This is a genomic window from Microbacterium sp. NPDC089321 (assembly GCF_040684935.1).
Taxonomy (GTDB): Bacteria; Actinomycetota; Actinomycetes; order Actinomycetales; family Microbacteriaceae; genus Microbacterium.
In genome coordinates this window covers 1047125-1063469 of record NZ_JBFBGX010000002.1, presented here as the reverse complement: position 1 = coordinate 1063469, position 16345 = coordinate 1047125, and the positions used below count along the sequence as shown (strand labels likewise).

The following is a 16345-nucleotide window of genomic DNA, read 5'->3' as shown; positions in this document are numbered from 1 at the left end:
CGCGGATGACACAGGTCGGTCGCCCTCCGCGCACTGACGAGCGAGGGCTCGCAGCCCGGGTCTCTCTCGGTCGCCTCTTCACCGCGCCGACCACCGAATTCGTGCTCATCGCCTCGACGGCGCTCGTCCTCACGGTCTTCGGGTGGGTCATGGTGCTGTCTGCCACCAGCGCGAAGTCCGACCCGTGGGACGGAGCGATCAAGCAGGGGATCTTCGCCATGATCGGCATCCCGCTGATGCTCCTCATCAGCAGGCTCCCCGTGAAGTTCCTCGGGCGCATCGCGTGGCCCGCCCTGATCGCGGCGACGGTGCTGCAGCTGCTCGTGTTCGTCCCTGGTCTGCGCGTGTCGTCGTACGGCAACACCAACTGGATCCGCATCGCCGGATTCCAGCTGCAGCCCTCCGAGTTCCTCAAGCTGACTCTCGCGCTGTGGATCGCCTACGTGCTGCTGCGCAAGCGCGCTCGCCTCGGCATCTGGCATCACGTGTTCATCCCCGTGGTGCCCGTCTCGGCGCTCGTCATCGGCACGGTCATCGGGGCGAAAGACCTCGGCACCGCGATGGTGCTCGTGCTGATCATGCTCGGCTGCCTGTTCTTCTCGGGCGTCAAGCTGCGGCTGTTCATCCTGCCGATGATCCTCGGGGTCATCGCCGTGGGGTTCTACGCCGCCTCGAGCGACAACCGCATGGGTCGCATCCTCTCGGCGCTCAACCCCGAGGCGTGCGACAACTCCGGTCCCTGCTATCAGGCCGTGCACGGCATCTGGGGCATGGCGAACGGCGGCATCTTCGGTGTCGGCCTCGGCAATTCGCAGGAGAAGTACGGGTGGCTGCCCGCGGCCGAGAACGACTACATCTTCGCCATCGTCGGCGAAGAGCTCGGGCTGATCGGCTGCGTGCTGGTGCTCGCGCTGTTCGCCGTCCTCGCGATCGGCGTGTTCCGCATCGTGCGTCGTTCGGACGACCCGTTCGTCCGCGTCGCCGCCGGCGGGATCGGCGTGTGGATCCTGGGGCAGGCTCTCATCAACATCGGCGTGGTCCTGCGCGTCTTCCCCGTGATGGGCGTTCCGCTGCCGTTCATGTCGCAGGGCGGCACAGCACTGATCTCGGTGCTCGCCGCGTGCGGAGTGCTGCTGGCGTTCGCGCGCACGATGCCCGCTTCCGGGGCCGAGTCTCCGGCCGCCCCTGCGATGGGCGCCGGGGCGACGGCGAGGGGTAAGGTCGCGAGGTGACTTCGTACCTTCTCGCCGGCGGTGGCACCGCCGGCCATGTGAACCCCCTGCTCGCCGTCGCTGATCTGCTGCGTCAGCGCGAGGGCGATGACGTGCTCGTGCTCGGCACGAAAGAGGGGCTCGAGTCGCGCCTGGTCCCCGAGCGCGGCTATGAGCTCCTCATCGTCGACAAGGTGCCGTTCCCGCGCCGCCCGAACCGGGCCGCCGTGGTGTTCCCCGCGGCCTTCCAGCGGGCGGTCGCGCAGGTGCGCGCGCACATCCGCCGCCACGACGTCGACGTCGTCGTCGGCTTCGGCGGCTACGCATCTGCGCCCGCGTACATCGCCGCGCGGCGCGAGCGGATCCCGTTCGTGGTGCACGAGGCGAACGCCAAGCCCGGGCTCGCCAACGTGCTCGGCGCCCGCACCGCGGCAGCGGTGGGGGTGGCCTTCGATGGCACGCCGCTGCGGCGAGGGGAAGTCGTGGGGATGCCTCTGCGCCGAGAGGTGGTCGAGCTCGATCGCGCCGGTCTGCGCGCCGAGGCGGCCGAGTACTTCGGACTCGACGCGGATCGACCCGTTCTGCTCGTCTTCGGCGGCTCGCTCGGAGCCCTCCGACTGAACGAGGCGATCGCCGGGTCGTGGGGCGACGTCCTCGCCGCGGGCTGGCAGCTGCTGCATGCCACGGGCGAGCGCAGTGACCTCGTGGATCCGGAGGTGCCCGGCTATACGATGCGTCGCTACATCGACCGGATGGACCTGGCCTTCGCACTTGCCGACCTGATCGTGTCCCGCGCGGGCTCCGCCACCGTCAGCGAGGTCAGCGCCCTCGGCATCCCCGCCGTCTACGTGCCCTACTCGGTCGGCAACGGCGAACAGCGCCTGAATGCCGCCTCCGCGGTCGCGGCGGGCGCGGCGGTGCTGCTCGACGACGCGACGTTCGACGCGGATGTGGTCCGTGAGCGGATCATCCCGCTGCTCGGCGATCGTCAGCGCATCGAGGCGATGGCGGCCTCGGCCGAGCGCATCGGGTCGCGGACGGGCGCCGAGGATCTCATCGCGCTCGTCGATCGCGCTCTCGCCGAAAAGTAGACTGGGAGCGACATGATCAGACCCGACCTCACTCTCCCCATCCCCGACGAGATCCGCTCCGCCCACTTCATCGGCATCGGCGGATCCGGGATGAGCGGACTCGCGAAGATGTTCCTCGATGCGGGCATCCGCGTCTCCGGCTCCGACCGCGCCGACAGCGCCAACCTGCGCGCTCTCGCCGCCGCCGGTGCCACGGTGCACGTCGGCCATGACGCCGCGCACCTGGGCGACGCCGACACCGTGATCCACACGGGAGCCATCTGGCCCGAGAATCCCGAGTTCACGACGGCCAAGCAGCGCGGACTGCACGTCATCCATCGCTCCCAGGCCCTGTTCTGGCTGATCGGGGGGCGCCGCCTCGTCTCGGTCGCCGGGGCGCACGGCAAGACCAGCTCGACCGGGATGCTCGTCACCTCACTGCAGGCTCTCGGTGCAGACCCGAGCTTCGTCAACGGCGGCGTGATCGAGCAGCTGGGCGTATCGAGCGGCACTGGCGTCGATGAGCTCTTCGTCATCGAGGCCGACGAGTCCGACGGCACGTTCGAGCTCTATGACACGGCGATCGCGGTCATCACCAACGTCGACCCGGACCACCTCGACTTCTTCGGCTCCGAGGATGCGTTCTACGACGCCTTCGTGCGCTTCGCCGACGGGGCACGAGAGGCTGTCGTGATCTCGAGCGATGATGCGGGAGCCCAGCGCGTGCGTGCCGGCCTCACCCACCGCACCGTCGTGACCTTCGGTCGTGCTGCCGACGCAGACCTGCGCATCGACGACATCGCCGCAGCCGGCGGCGTGTCCGCCACGCTCGTGCACGGCGACCAGTCGGTGCGCATGCAGCTGGCGGTGCCGGGGGCGCACAACGCGATCAACGCCGGTGGCGTCGTCGCCGTGCTGCTCACCCTCGGCTACGACCTCGAGGCCGCTGTCCGCGCGGTCGAGGGCTTCGCGGGCACCGTTCGGCGCCTCGAGCTGCACGGTGAGGCCCGTGGCGTGCACGTGTACGACGACTACTCGCACCATCCCACCGAGGTGCGCGCGGCGCTCGAGGCGATGCGCGGCGTGGCCGGCTCCGGGCGCCTCATCGCGATCCAGCAGCCGCACACGTACTCCCGAACCCAGCACATGTACCGCGAGTTCGCCGAGGTCCTCGAGGAGCTCGCCGATCACACCGTCATGCTCGACGTGTACGGCGCGCGCGAGGATCCCGTCCCCGGTGTCACGGGCGAGCTGGTCAGCGGCGCCTTCGCCGACCAGGGGAACGTGCACTACGTGCCGGATTGGCAGGAGGCTGCCGACTACACCGCACGCATCGCCCGCGACGGGGACTACGTCGTGACGCTCGGCTGCGGCAACGTGTATCAGATCATCCCGCAGGTGCTCGACTCGCTGCGCCGGTCCGCCGAGGACTGAGATGCGGCGCCCGGCACCGCTTCCGGCCTCGCCCGAGGAGCCGCACCCCGACGAGGGCGTCGAGAGCGCCCCGTCGGTCCGTCGCCGTCGTGGCCTGCCGGGCTTCGGCGGTGGGGGAGCGGATGACGCGGCGGTCGCCGCCGATGTGCGGATGCCGGATGCCGTCGCACCGGATGCCGATGGCATTCACAGCTACGCTGCCGGGGGCGTCACCGGCGACGCCTCTTCGATCACGGCTGTGATCGAAGAGGCCGATCGAGACACGGTGAGCGCCCCGATGCGCAGCGGTGAGGTCTGGCGGGCGGCGCGCGCCCGCCGCAAGGCGCTGCGGGCGGAGATCAGACGGTTCACTCAGCGGTCGCGCCGCCGCCGATTCATCGTGTGGGGCTCGATCGGCGCGGTCGTCGCACTGGTGCTCGGCAGCGTGATCGCCGCATACAGCCCGATGTTCGCGGTCGAGAAGATCACCGTCGCGGGTGCGAAGACGATCGAACCTGCCGTCGTGCAGCAGTCCCTGTCCGATCAGATCGGTGCACCGCTGGCGCTGGTCGACGCCGACGAGGTGAAGTCCGCACTGGGTGGATTCCCCATCATCGAGTCGTACGCGCTCGAGGTGCGGCCGCCGCGTGAGCTGCTCGTGCGCATCGTGGAGCGCACGCCCATCGGCGCCATCCGCGACGCGGACGGCTACGCGGTCGTCGATGCGGCGGGCGTCGTGCTCTCGTCGAGCCCCGAGCTGCCGGAGGGGCGGCCCGAGCTCGAGATCACCGGCGGCATCGACTCCGCGGCGTTCCGCAGCGCCGGGCTCGTGATGCGTTCCCTGCCTGCCGATCTGCGAGGCACGGTGACGACGGTTCGAGCGACCTCGGGCGACGACGTGGCGCTGCGGCTGGCCGACGGCAAGACCGTGGTGTGGGGGAGCGAGAGGGATTCGGTCCTCAAGGCGGCCGTCCTCGTCCGACTCATCGCCGCGTCGCCTGATTCGAAGGCGTTCGACGTGTCCTCTCCGACCGTGCCGGTGGTGCGCTGAGTCCGCTTTCGTATCGTGCGGAAGCCGTCAGGGGCCATGGCGAACTCCGACGGACATCGATCACGGCGACACGCCGCGTCGGTGCGGGCGCACGCGGGTCTTGCGCATACCGTCGATCACGAGAACGCAATACCGGGAAACAGTTTAACCCTCTCGTTGAGGTTTAAGGTTTATCCCTCGTCAGGCTCGAATAACGGAGGCCGGCCATGAGCCAGAACCAGAACTACCTCGCCGTGATCAAGGTCGTCGGCGTCGGCGGTGGCGGCGTCAACGCCGTCAACCGCATGATCGAGCTCGGACTCCGCGGAGTCGAGTTCATCGCCGTCAACACCGACGCGCAGGCGCTGCTGATGAGCGACGCAGACGTCAAGCTCGACGTGGGTCGCGAACTGACCCGCGGACTCGGTGCCGGCGCAGACCCCGAGGTGGGTCGTCGCGCCGCCGAGGACCACGCCGAGGAGATCGAGCAGGCCCTGACGGGCGCCGACATGGTGTTCGTCACCGCGGGCGAAGGTGGCGGAACCGGTACCGGCGGTGCTCCCGTCGTGGCGCGCATCGCGAAGTCGATCGGCGCGCTGACCATCGGCGTGGTGACCAAGCCGTTCTCCTTCGAGGGTCGCCGCCGCCAGAGCCAGGCGGAGGCGGGCGTGTCCAAGCTGAAGGAAGAGGTCGACACGCTCATCGTGGTGCCGAACGACCGACTCCTCGAGATCAGCGATCGCGGCATCTCCATGATCGAGGCATTCGCCACCGCAGACCAGGTGCTGCTGGCCGGTGTGCAGGGCATCACCGACCTCATCACCACTCCGGGCCTCATCAACCTCGACTTCGCCGACGTGAAGTCCGTCATGCAGGGGGCGGGTTCGGCGCTCATGGGCATCGGCTCGGCTCGGGGCGCGGATCGGGCGATCAAGGCAGCTGAGCTGGCCGTGGAGTCCCCGCTGCTGGAGGCGTCCATCGAGGGAGCGCACGGCGTTCTGCTGTCGATCCAGGGTGGCTCGAATCTCGGCATCTTCGAGATCCACGACGCCGCGGACCTCGTCAAGGAGGCGGCGCACCCCGAGGCGAACATCATCTTCGGAACGGTCATCGACGACACCCTCGGAGACGAGGTGCGCGTCACGGTGATCGCGGCCGGCTTCGACGGCGGCGAGCCCGCGCCGCGGCTGGAGCCGATGGTCGTCGAGCGTCCGGCAGCCAACCCGCTGCCGGAGGTGCGCGTCGACGAGAAGTCCTCCGACGAGCGTGTCGAGCCGGCCAAGCCGGTCGCAGCTCCGGCGCCCGTGGCCTCGCACATCGAGCCTGCGTTCTCGGACGACGACATCGACATCCCCGAGTTCCTGAAGTGATCCTGTGCCCGACGTGGATCTGAGTGCGCGGCTGTCGGCGATCGATGAGCGCATCGCCGACGCCGCGCGCCGGGCTGGTCGGGAGCAGGAAGAGATCACCCGCATCGTGGTGACCAAGTTCCACCCGGCTTCCCTGGTGCGCGAGCTGCATGAGCTCGGCGTCGCCGACGTCGGCGAGAACCGGCAGCAGGAGATGTCCGCGAAGCGCGCCGCTCTCGACGATGTCGACGTGCGCTGGCACTTCATCGGCCAGGCGCAGACCAACAAGGCGGCGGCGATCCGCCGCGACTCCGACGTGGTCCACTCCGTCGACCGCGTGAAGCTCGCGGATGCTCTGCATCGTGTGGATGCCGACGGTGACCCGCTCGATGTTCTGGTGCAGGTCAACCTGACGGAAGATCTCGGGCGCGGGGGCAGCACGCTCTCGGATGCCGAGGCGCTGGCCGAGCATGTGCTCCAGCTTCCGTCGCTGCGACTTCGCGGCGTCATGGCCGTCGCTCCACTCGATGAGGAGCCCGCGAGGGCTTTCGAGCGTCTGCGCGGAGTGGCCGACCGCATCCGCGCGCTGGCACCCGCCGCGACGTGGATCTCAGCCGGGATGACCGGCGATTTCGAGGCGGCGATCGATGCGGGTGCGACACACCTGCGGATCGGTTCCGCAATCACAGGCCCGCGCCCCGACCGGGGTTAGCCTTTCAACCAGACCAGCCCGAACGTTCGAACCGGAGGACACGATGGGTAACCCGCTGAAGAAGACCATGGTGTATCTCGGCCTCGCCGATGAGGAAGAGGTCTACGAGGAAGAGGCCGCGCAGACGCCCGCGCGTGCCCCGCGCGACAAGCACGAGACCCCCGAACGGGACGAGGTCGCGCCTGCTCCCGTCACGCCCCTGCGTCGACCGACCGCCGTGCGTCAGCCGGCGGCCGGCGCGGTCAACGAGATCCTCACCGTGCACCCGAAGCAGTACCGTGACGCGCAGATCATCGCCGAGAACTTCCGCGACGGCGTTCCCGTCATCATCAACCTGTCGCAGATGAGCGACGCCGACGCGCGTCGCCTGATCGACTTCGCAAGCGGCCTGTCGCTGGGTCTCTACGGACGAATCGAGCGAGTCACCAGCAAGGTCTTCCTGCTCTCGCCCGAGAACATCGCCGTGTCGGGACAGGGTGGCATCGCTCAGGCGGACTCCGCCTCGTTCGACTCCTGATCCGTGGGAATGATCCTCAGCATCATCGGCGGCATCGTCGAACTGGTGCTGACGCTCTACGTGTTCGTGCTCATCGTCCGCCTGGTGCTCGAGTACATCCCGATGTTCAACCGATCCTGGCGCCCCACCGGCGCCGGGCTGGTCGCGGCGGAGATCGTCTACACGATCACCGACCCGCCCATCCGCTTCTTCCGCAGGCTGGTCCCGCCGCTGCGGATCGGTGCGATCGCGCTCGATTTCGGATTCATGCTGACCATGCTCAGCGTGTTCATCCTGATGGCGATCGTGCGCGCACTGACCTGATCGACCTGCGCCGCTCAGACTGGGGGACTATGCTTGGCTCCCAGGCGCGCGCCCCGGGTACGCGTCAAAAGAACCACATCGCCGGCTCTCAGCGACTGGCAACCGAACTCATCGAAAGAGGAGCCACCCATGGCACTTACCCCGGATGACGTCGTCCACAAGGAGTTCCAGCACGTCCGATTCAAGGACGGCTTCGACCCCGAGGAGGTCGACGACTACCTCGACGAGATCGTCGTTGAATGGCGCAAGACCATCGAGGAGAACAACGAGCTGAAGGCGAAGCTCGCGGCCTTCGAGTCCGGCGAGAGCGCGCCCGCACCGGTCGCGGCTGCTCCTGCTCAGGCTCCGGCTGCCGAGGCGTCGTCGACCGGCACCTCCGCAGGCATCATCGAGCTCGCTCAGCGCCTCCACGACGAGCACGTCGCGGAGGGTGAGGCGAAGCGCAAGCAGCTCATCGAGGACGCCGAGGCAGAGGTCGCGCGTATCCGCACCGAGGCCGAGGCCAAGCAGCGCGAGGAGTCGGCACGACTCGAGCGCGAGCGCAACACCCTCGAGGGGCGCATCACCGAGCTCCGCGAGTTCGAGCGCGACTACCGCGGCAAGCTGCGCGCGATGATCGAGGGCCAGCTGCGCGACCTCGACCAGAAGTCTCCGACGGACTCGACGCCCGTCTCCGCCATCGGCCTGTAGGTCACTCTTGGCAGGACGTCGTCCTCTTCGTCGGTCGGCGGCCGGTGCGATCGTCGCGATTCTCGCGGCGATCGTGCTGGCCGCCGATCAGTTTGTGAAGCACCTCACGATCGAGAACCTCCCTAAGCACGAGGCCGTGCCGGTGCTGGGTGAGTTCCTCCAGCTGTACTACGTGCGCAACTCCGGAGCAGCCTTCTCCATCGGCTCCAACATGACGTGGATCTTCACGATCGCCATGGCGATCGTGGCGGGGATCATCGTCTGGAAGACGTTCGAAGTCGGCTCCCGGCTCTGGGCCGTGGTGATGGGGTGCCTTCTGGGCGGTGTGCTCGGCAATCTCACCGATCGCCTGCTGCGCGAACCCGGTTTCGCCGTCGGCCATGTGGTCGACATGATCTCGATGCCGTGGATGCTGCCCGCGATCTTCAACGTCGCCGACATCTTCATCGTCTCCGGCATGATCTCGGTCGCACTCCTCGTGGTGTTCGGGCTGCGTCTGGACGGCACACGCGAGCGCGAGCACGAGAAGAGCGCAGCCGACGATGCCGCGAGCGGCCAGGAGGACGCGGCAGCGTCCGCGGGCGCCTGATCATGCAGTCACGCAGCCTTCCCGTCCCCGACGGGCTCGACGGCCAGCGCGTCGACGCAGCGCTGGCGAAGATGCTGGGCTTCTCGCGCACCTTCGCCGCCGAGGTGGCCGAAGCCGGAGGGGTGACGCTGGACGGCGTTCCGATCGGGAAGTCCGACCGTCTTCGCGCGGGAGGCTGGCTCGATGTCAGCTGGTCGCCGAAGGAGGAGCCCCGGATCGAGCCGATCCCCGTGCCCGATCTCGGGATCGTGTACGACGATGATGACATCGTCGTCGTGGACAAGCCGACCGGAGTCGCAGCCCATCCCTCGTTGGGCTGGGAAGGACCGACCGTGGTCGGAGCTCTCGCAGCAGCCGGGTTCCGGGTGGCGACGAGCGGAGCGCCGGAACGCCAGGGTGTCGTGCATCGACTCGATGTCGGGACCAGCGGGCTCATGGTCGTCGCGAAGACCGAGAGCGCCTACACCGCACTCAAGCGCGCCTTCAAAGAGCGAACCGTCGAGAAGATCTACCACGCGGTCGTGCAAGGGCATCCGGATCCGCTGAGCGGCACCATCGATGCGCCGATCGGCCGGCATCCGAACCACAGCTGGAAGTTCGCGGTCGTGCCGGACGGCAAGCCATCGGTGACCCACTACGAGACTCTCGAGGCGTTCCCTGGAGCGTCACTGCTCGAGATCCACCTCGAGACCGGGCGCACACATCAGATCCGCGTGCACATGGCAGCGCACCGGCATCCGTGTGTCGGAGACCCGCTGTATGGCGCCGACCCGACCCTCTCGGCCAAGCTCGGACTCACACGGCAGTGGCTGCACGCGCACCAGCTCGCCTTCAGCCACCCGGCCACAGGGGAGTGGGTGCAGTTCGAGTCGCCGTACCCGGCAGACTTCCGGCATGCCCTCGAGGTCCTCGACCCGGGCCGCGGCACGGACTGATCGGGTCACCTTCGTCGCGATGTCGGCGGCATGCGCAAGACTGCTCGGGTGAGCATCGAGGTGAGACCGGCGACGCGCTTCGACGACGTCGCAACGCTCGTCGGGCCGAAGAATCCGGCGTCCAATGTCTGCTTCTGCCTGAGCTACCGCATCGGCAGCAAAGAGAACGTCGCGCTGCGGGGCGAGGCGCGCGCGGATCGCGTCAGGGAGCTGTGCGATCACGACCCGCCGCCCGGCGTCATCGCGTACCTCGACGACGCCCCCGTCGGCTGGGCGGCACTGCACCCGAGGCGCGACACCAGCTTCGCGCGAAACCGTCTGATCCCCCATATCGATGAGCTCGACGTGTGGTCGCTGTGGTGCTTCCGCGTGCGACCGGGGCATCGGAAGCAGGGCATCATGCACGCGCTCGTCGCGGGGGCGGTCGAGTACGCACGCGAGCGCGGTGCTCCTGCGATCGAGGGCTATCCGGTCGACAACCGCGGTGAGAAGGTCAACCAGACGATGATGTATGTCGGCACCCGCTCGCTCTTCGAGAGCGCCGGCTTCGAGAAGGCAGCTGGCACGGGATCCGTGCTGGACGGTTTCCCGCGAGTGCTGATGCGGCTCGACCTTTCCGAGAGACCGTGAACCGAAAGCTGAGACACGGGCAATACACAGTGTGAGCACAGACAGCGAGATCATCGCGCGGTCGATCGAGGACCCGGGGGCCTTCTCCGAGATCTTCGAGCGACACGCGCGCGCCATAGCCTCCTTCGCCGCCCGGCGAGTCGGCGACGCGGGTGATGACGTTCTGAGTGAGACGTTCCTGGTGGCGTTCCGACGTCGAGCAGCGTTCGACACCAGCTGGGAGTCGAGTCTTCCCTGGCTGCTCGGCATCGCCTCACGGCTGGTGCGCAAACAGCGAGCCGCTGAGGCCCGGCAGTGGCGATCGCTCAACGCCGTCGCCGGCTGGGAGCAGCACGTCCAGTTCGGCGAGGCCGAAGCAGCCGGGGAGCGTGTCGACGCGGCGGTCGAAGCGCGTGCGCTCGGCGGGCGGATCGCGGCGCTCTCGGCGGCGGACAGAGAGACATTGCTGCTGTACGCCTGGGCCGACCTCACCTATGAGGAGATCGCCGTGGCTCTGCGCATCCCCGTCGGAACCGTGCGCTCACGCCTGAACCGCGTACGCCGGAAGCTGGATCCCGCGAGGGGCAAGCGGGGCGTGACCGGACCCGAACAGGAGAAAGGTGATCGTGATGGACGTGTTGCAGCGCGTGCGTGATCTGAGAAACGACGTTGATGCGCGCGAAGGCGCGGTGTCCGACGCCCGCGCGAAGCTCGCGGGTGCGATCAGGGAGGAGAGCACGCGATCGTCACGAGGCCGGCTTCGCCGTCCTGCCCTGCTTCTCGGCGGTGCTGTTGCCGGGCTGGCAGCCGTCGCGATCGGAGTGCTCGTCCTGCCGAGCGTCCTCACACCTCAGGGCCAGCAGGTAGCCGGGCCTGCCGAGTCGCCTTCGCCGGACGCCAGCGTCGTGCCCGTGGAGCCGAGCGCGAAGCCCTCCGCATCGCCGGCCCAGCCTGCGACGGCGCAGACCGTCTTCGCCTCGGTGGCACAGCGCGTGCTCAGGGGCGAAGTTCCCTCACCCTCGCAGGGGCAGTACGTGCGCATCGACATGGTCGAGGAGACGCTGATCAACTTCAACTCCGTCGACGGCGTGAACGATCTCGCCGTGACGAGAGGAAACGCCGAGGCGTCCTGGGTCATGAGCCGCACGCAGACGTCGTTCGCGCCGGCCGACATCCACGGGGAGTGGGTGCTGCGCTTCCCCGGAGATCTTTCGACGGTCGCGCACTTCGGAGCCGGTGCGGAGGCGCATGCGGCGGAATGGCTGCAGACTCTGACCCCGATGGATCCGGAGCTCAGGATCGTCGGTGGACCAGGACCGTCGGGCGGATGGGCCGACGGACAAGGCGGGCAGCTGAGCGACTTCCTCGACCGGGTACCCGACGAGCCTGGCGCGTTGAAAGCGTGGTTCGACCAGGTGTACGGCGACGGGAGCACCGACCCTCAGAAGACGGGGTGGACGCTGGCCGCCATGCTGGCTCAGAATGTGGGATCGAAAGAGCAGCGGGCAGCGTTGTACCGCGTCTTGAGTGAGCTTCCTGGCTCAGAGGTGGTCTCCCAGGACGGCGAGCGGGCCACCGTCGTCTTCCACACGGTGCCGGGACACAGCAACGACCCGCAGCCCGATCGCTGGCATTCGGTCACCATCGACACGCGCACGGGAATCGTGCTCGAGTACACCGAACGCACGGGGAGCAATCCCGCGCTCGTGCCGGACTCCACCCCTGACCAGCGGCGGACGTTCACCGTCTCGATCGTCGACGAGATCCCGTGAGGCTCAGCGCCTGACCCGCCCACCCCGGAAGTGCGCAGGATCGTCCTCAGCCATCGCGAGGGCGATCTTGCGCACCTGCGCCTGGTCGATGTCGCCCATCGCGGCCAGGTCGTAGAAGTCGACCTCGGTGAGCTCGCCATCGGCAGGATGAGGGACACCGGACACCCAGGAGCAGCGGAAGACGAGGTCGAGATAGTCGACCTGATCTCCGTTTCCGTACGTGATGCGCGGAAGCTGCTGCACGAGGGCGAGCCGGTCCACGGAGACCACGATGCCCGCCTCCTCGAGGCACTCCCGCGCAGCGGCATCCGCCGGCTCCTCGCCGGGCTCGACGATGCCGGCGATGGGCTGCCAGGCCCCGTTGTCCGCGCGCTTGCCGAGCAGGACCTTCTCGTCTCGGAACACGATCGCGGTGGTGCCGACGAGCGCGAGCGGGGCGGTGCCGATGTGCTCGCGCAGGGCGAGGACGAACTCAGGGGTTGCCATGCTCCGATCGTATCCGGGTGTGCTCGCGGGACCTGATGTCGGAGGGGGATACGTAGACTCGAATCATGGCATCCGACTCCTTCGTGCACCTCCACGTCCACAGCGAGTACTCGATGCTGGACGGTGCGGCGAAGATCAACGCCATGACGCAGGCCGCGGCCGACTACGGGATGCCTGCGATCGCCGTCACCGACCACGGCAACACCTTCGCCGCATTCGAGTTCTACAACGCGGCGAAGAACGCCGGCATCAAGCCGATCATCGGGCTCGAGGCGTACATGACGCCCGGAACGCACCGCAGCGACAAGACCCGCGTGTCGTGGGGATCGCCGGATCAGAAGAGCGACGACGTCTCGGGCTCGGGCGCTTACACCCACATGACCATGTGGAGTGAGACCACGCAGGGCATGCACAATCTGTTCCGCATCAGCTCGCGATCGAGCATGGAGGGCTACTACTTCAAGCCCCGTATGGACCGCGAGCTGCTGCAGACCTACGGCAAGGGGCTGATCGCCACCACCGGATGCCCGTCGGGCGAGGTCCAGACGAGGCTCCGCCTCGGGCAGTACGACGCGGCCCGGGCGGCGGCAGCCGAGTTCCAGGACATCTTCGGGAAGGAGAACTTCTTCGCCGAGATCATGGATCACGGGCTCTCCATCGAGCGCCGCGTGATGACCGACCTGCTGCGACTCGCCAAGGACCTCAGCATCCCGCTGGTCGCGACCAACGACTCGCACTACACGCACCAGCACGAGGCCGATGCACACGAGGCCCTCCTGTGCGTGCAGTCCGGCTCGACGATGGACGATCCCAACCGCTTCAAGTTCGACGGCGACGGGTACTACATCAAGACAGCCCAGGAGATGCGCCAGCTGTTCCGCGACCACCCGGAGGCGTGTGACAACACCCTGCTGATCGCGGAGCGCTGCCAGGTCGAGTTCGACACCTCGGCGAACTACATGCCGAAGTTCCCCGTGCCGGACGGCGAGACGGAAGACAGCTGGCTGGTGAAAGAGGTCGAGGCAGGCCTCCACTACCGCTATCCGGGCGGCATTCCCGACAAGGTGCGCAAGCAGGCGGAGTACGAGCTCGGCGTCATCCTGCAGATGGGCTTCCCCGGCTACTTCCTGGTGGTCGCCGACTTCATCAACTGGGCGAAGGACAACGGCATCCGCGTCGGGCCCGGCCGTGGCTCGGGAGCCGGCTCGATGGTCGCCTACGCGATGAAGATCACCGATCTCGACCCGCTCGAGCACGGCCTGATCTTCGAGCGCTTCCTCAACCCCGACCGCGTCTCGATGCCCGACTTCGACGTCGACTTCGACGACCGTCGCCGCGGCGAGGTCATCGAGTACGTCACCGAGAAGTACGGCTCCGAACGCGTCGCGCAGATCGTCACCTACGGCACGATCAAGTCGAAGCAGGCGCTCAAGGACGCCGGACGGGTGCTCGGCTTCCCGTTCAGCATGGGCGATCGACTGACGAAGGCGATGCCGCCGGCGGTGATGGGCAAGGACATGCCGCTCAGCGGCATGTACGACAGCGCGCACCCGCGGTACAAGGAAGCCAGCGAGTTCCGTGCCCTGATCGACACCGATCCCGAGGCGAAGACCGTCTTCGATCGGGCTCTCGGGCTCGAGGGCCTGAAGCGGCAGTGGGGCGTGCACGCCGCCGGTGTGATCATGTCGTCGCACCCGCTGCTCGACATCATCCCGATCATGAAGCGCGAGCAGGACGGTCAGATCGTCACGCAGTTCGACTACCCGTCGTGCGAGTCGCTCGGTCTGATCAAGATGGACTTCCTAGGGCTGCGCAACCTCACGATCATCTCGGATGCGCTCGACAACATCCGGATGAACAGGGGCGAGGAGCTCGACCTCGAGCACCTCGGCCTCGACGATCGCGCGGTCTACGATCTGCTCGCCCGAGGAGACACGCTGGGCGTCTTCCAGCTCGACAGTCCGCCGCTGCGCTCGCTGATGCGACTGATGAAGCCCGACAACTTCGGCGACATCTCGGCCCTCATCGCGCTCTACCGCCCGGGTCCGATGGGTGCGAACTCGCACACGAACTACGCCCTGCGCAAGAACGGGCTGCAGGAGATCACACCCATCCACCCCGAGCTGGAAGAGCCGCTGGCTGACATCCTCGAGGAGTCGTACGGCCTGATCATCTACCAGGAGCAGGTCATGGCCATCGCCCAGAAGGTGGCCGGGTTCAGCCTCGGCCAGGCCGACATCCTGCGTCGTGCGATGGGCAAGAAGAAGAAGTCCGAGCTCGACAAGCAGTACGAGGGCTTCTCCGGCGGAATGAAGGAGCGGGGATACGGCGAGGGCGCGGTGAAGGCGCTCTGGGACATCCTTCTGCCCTTCTCGGACTACGCCTTCAACAAAGCGCACTCCGCCGCGTACGGCCTCGTCTCCTACTGGACCGCGTATCTGAAGGCGCACTACCCGGCCGAGTACATGGCCGCGCTGCTCACGAGCGTCGGCGACTCCAAAGACAAGATGGCGCTCTACCTCAACGAGTGCCGGCGCATGGGCATCCGGGTGCTCCCGCCCGATGTCTCGGAGTCGATCAACTTCTTCGCGGCTGTCGGCGAGGACATCCGCTTCGGCCTCGGCGCCGTGCGCAACGTCGGCAGCAATGTCGTGGACGGAATCGTCGCCTCGCGCAAGGACGGCGCATTCACGTCGTTCCACGACTTCCTCAGCAAGGTCCCGCTGCACGTCTCCAACAAGCGCACCGTCGAGTCGTTGATCAAGGCCGGCGCGTTCGACTCGATGGGCGACACCCGTCGTGCACTCATGGAGATCCACGAGTCCGCCGTCGAAGCCGCGGTCGATCGCAAGCGGAACGAGGCCCAGGGGGCGATCGGCTTCGACTTCGACAGCCTGTACGACGACATGGAAGAGGCGGCGCCCGCCAAGGTCCCCGACCGCCCCGAATGGGTGAAGAAGGACAAGCTGGCCTTCGAGCGCGAGATGCTGGGGCTCTACGTCTCTGATCACCCGCTGGCCGGTCTCGAGGTGCCGCTCGCGAAGCACGCCTCCATCTCGATCAACGACCTGCTCACATCGGAGGATCTGCAGGACGGCGACCAGGTGACGGTCGCCGGTCTCGTGACCAGCGTGCAGCACCGCGTGGCGAAGGCCAGCGGCAACCCCTACGGCATGATCACGGTCGAGGACTTCAACGGGGAGGTGACCGTCATGTTCATGGGCAAGACGTACACCGAGTTCCAGCACACGTTGCAGCAGGATGCCATCCTCGCGGTCCGCGGTCGCGTCTCGCGGCGTGACGACGGACTCAACCTGCATGCGCAGTCGGCGTTCGCACCCGACGTGGGATCCTTCGACGCCGCAGGGCCGCTGTCTCTGCTCGTGGCGGAGCAGCGCGCGACCGAACGGGTCATGAACGACCTCGCCGACGTGCTTCGCCGGCACGCCGGCGAGACCGAAGTGCTGCTTCGCGTGCACCGCGGGACCTCGGCCAAGGTCTTCGAAGTGCCGATGCCCGTCAAGGTCTCCGCCGACCTGTTCGGCGATCTCAAATCGCTGCTCGGCCCGGCCTGCCTCGGCTGAGCGAACGACGACGAAACGACCGACCGAACTCCAGGGTCGGGTGGGTAGGATCATGACTCGCGTGGCGACCCCACC

The 16345-nt window shown here is 67.7% G+C and carries 16 protein-coding genes; 15 read left to right on the top strand and 1 reads right to left on the bottom strand.

What is annotated here, in order from left to right; all coding sequences use genetic code 11:
• Window positions 1-5: 5 nt before the first annotated feature.
• From ftsW to AB0N59_RS13090, 14 genes are all read left to right on the top strand, one after another.
• Window positions 6-1232, top strand: coding sequence for a putative lipid II flippase FtsW (gene ftsW / locus AB0N59_RS13155; RefSeq protein ID WP_363483929.1), 1227 nt, complete (start codon window positions 6-8; stop codon window positions 1230-1232).
• Window positions 1229-2302, top strand: coding sequence for a UDP-N-acetylglucosamine--N-acetylmuramyl-(pentapeptide) pyrophosphoryl-undecaprenol N-acetylglucosamine transferase (locus tag AB0N59_RS13150; protein WP_363483926.1), 1074 nt, complete (start codon window positions 1229-1231; stop codon window positions 2300-2302). Before ftsW ends, AB0N59_RS13150 begins: the two co-directional genes overlap by 4 nt.
• Before the next feature lie 12 nt (window positions 2303-2314).
• Window positions 2315-3715 (top strand): UDP-N-acetylmuramate--L-alanine ligase, encoded by a 1401-nt coding sequence (gene murC / locus AB0N59_RS13145; RefSeq protein ID WP_363483923.1) that lies wholly within the window; start codon window positions 2315-2317, stop codon window positions 3713-3715.
• A gap of 1 nt (window position 3716) precedes the next feature.
• Entirely contained in the window at window positions 3717-4745 is a 1029-nt protein-coding gene (locus AB0N59_RS13140; RefSeq protein ID WP_363483920.1) for an FtsQ-type POTRA domain-containing protein, read from the top strand.
• A 206-nt stretch (window positions 4746-4951) separates the two neighbouring features.
• Window positions 4952-6094, top strand: coding sequence for a cell division protein FtsZ (gene ftsZ / locus AB0N59_RS13135; RefSeq protein ID WP_363483917.1), 1143 nt, complete (start codon window positions 4952-4954; stop codon window positions 6092-6094).
• Window positions 6095-6107: 13 nt separating this feature from the next.
• Window positions 6108-6785 (top strand): YggS family pyridoxal phosphate-dependent enzyme, encoded by a 678-nt coding sequence (locus tag AB0N59_RS13130; RefSeq protein ID WP_363484257.1) that lies wholly within the window; start codon window positions 6108-6110, stop codon window positions 6783-6785.
• 43 nt (window positions 6786-6828) lie between these two features.
• Window positions 6829-7302, top strand: a complete 474-nt coding sequence (sepF, locus tag AB0N59_RS13125; protein WP_363483914.1) for a cell division protein SepF — start codon at window positions 6829-6831, stop codon at window positions 7300-7302.
• Window positions 7303-7311: 9 nt separating this feature from the next.
• Complete coding sequence (locus AB0N59_RS13120; protein WP_363484254.1) at window positions 7312-7605, top strand: YggT family protein; 294 nt, start codon at window positions 7312-7314, stop codon at window positions 7603-7605.
• A gap of 129 nt (window positions 7606-7734) precedes the next feature.
• Window positions 7735-8295 carry a DivIVA domain-containing protein gene (locus AB0N59_RS13115; RefSeq protein ID WP_363483911.1) on the top strand — a complete coding sequence of 187 codons (561 nt, stop codon included), beginning with the start codon at window positions 7735-7737 and terminating at the stop codon, window positions 8293-8295.
• A gap of 7 nt (window positions 8296-8302) precedes the next feature.
• A complete protein-coding gene (gene lspA, locus AB0N59_RS13110; protein WP_363483908.1) occupies window positions 8303-8884 on the top strand; it encodes a signal peptidase II in 582 nt (193 codons plus the stop codon).
• Window positions 8885-8886: 2 nt separating this feature from the next.
• Window positions 8887-9819 (top strand): RluA family pseudouridine synthase, encoded by a 933-nt coding sequence (locus AB0N59_RS13105; RefSeq protein ID WP_363483905.1) that lies wholly within the window; start codon window positions 8887-8889, stop codon window positions 9817-9819.
• 48 nt (window positions 9820-9867) lie between these two features.
• Window positions 9868-10449, top strand: a complete 582-nt coding sequence (locus AB0N59_RS13100) for a GNAT family N-acetyltransferase (protein WP_363483902.1) — start codon at window positions 9868-9870, stop codon at window positions 10447-10449.
• Window positions 10450-10480: 31 nt separating this feature from the next.
• The gene (locus AB0N59_RS13095) at window positions 10481-11083 is read left to right on the top strand and encodes an RNA polymerase sigma factor (protein WP_363483899.1); all 603 of its coding nucleotides are present in this window, start codon (window positions 10481-10483) and stop codon (window positions 11081-11083) included.
• 34 nt (window positions 11084-11117) lie between these two features.
• On the top strand, window positions 11118-12200 hold the full coding sequence (locus AB0N59_RS13090; protein WP_363483896.1) for a hypothetical protein: 1083 nt from the start codon (window positions 11118-11120) through the stop codon (window positions 12198-12200).
• Between the two features lie 3 nt (window positions 12201-12203).
• Here AB0N59_RS13090 and AB0N59_RS13085 read toward each other — a convergent pair whose 3' ends face one another.
• Window positions 12204-12686, bottom strand: coding sequence for an NUDIX domain-containing protein (locus tag AB0N59_RS13085; protein ID WP_363483893.1), 483 nt, complete (start codon window positions 12684-12686; stop codon window positions 12204-12206).
• Between the two features lie 65 nt (window positions 12687-12751).
• Here AB0N59_RS13085 and dnaE point away from each other — a divergent pair, with 65 nt between their 5' ends.
• Window positions 12752-16270: a DNA polymerase III subunit alpha gene (gene dnaE, locus AB0N59_RS13080; protein ID WP_363483890.1), complete on the top strand. Its 3519-nt coding sequence runs from the start codon at window positions 12752-12754 to the stop codon at window positions 16268-16270.
• The last annotated feature ends 75 nt before the right edge of the window (window positions 16271-16345 follow it).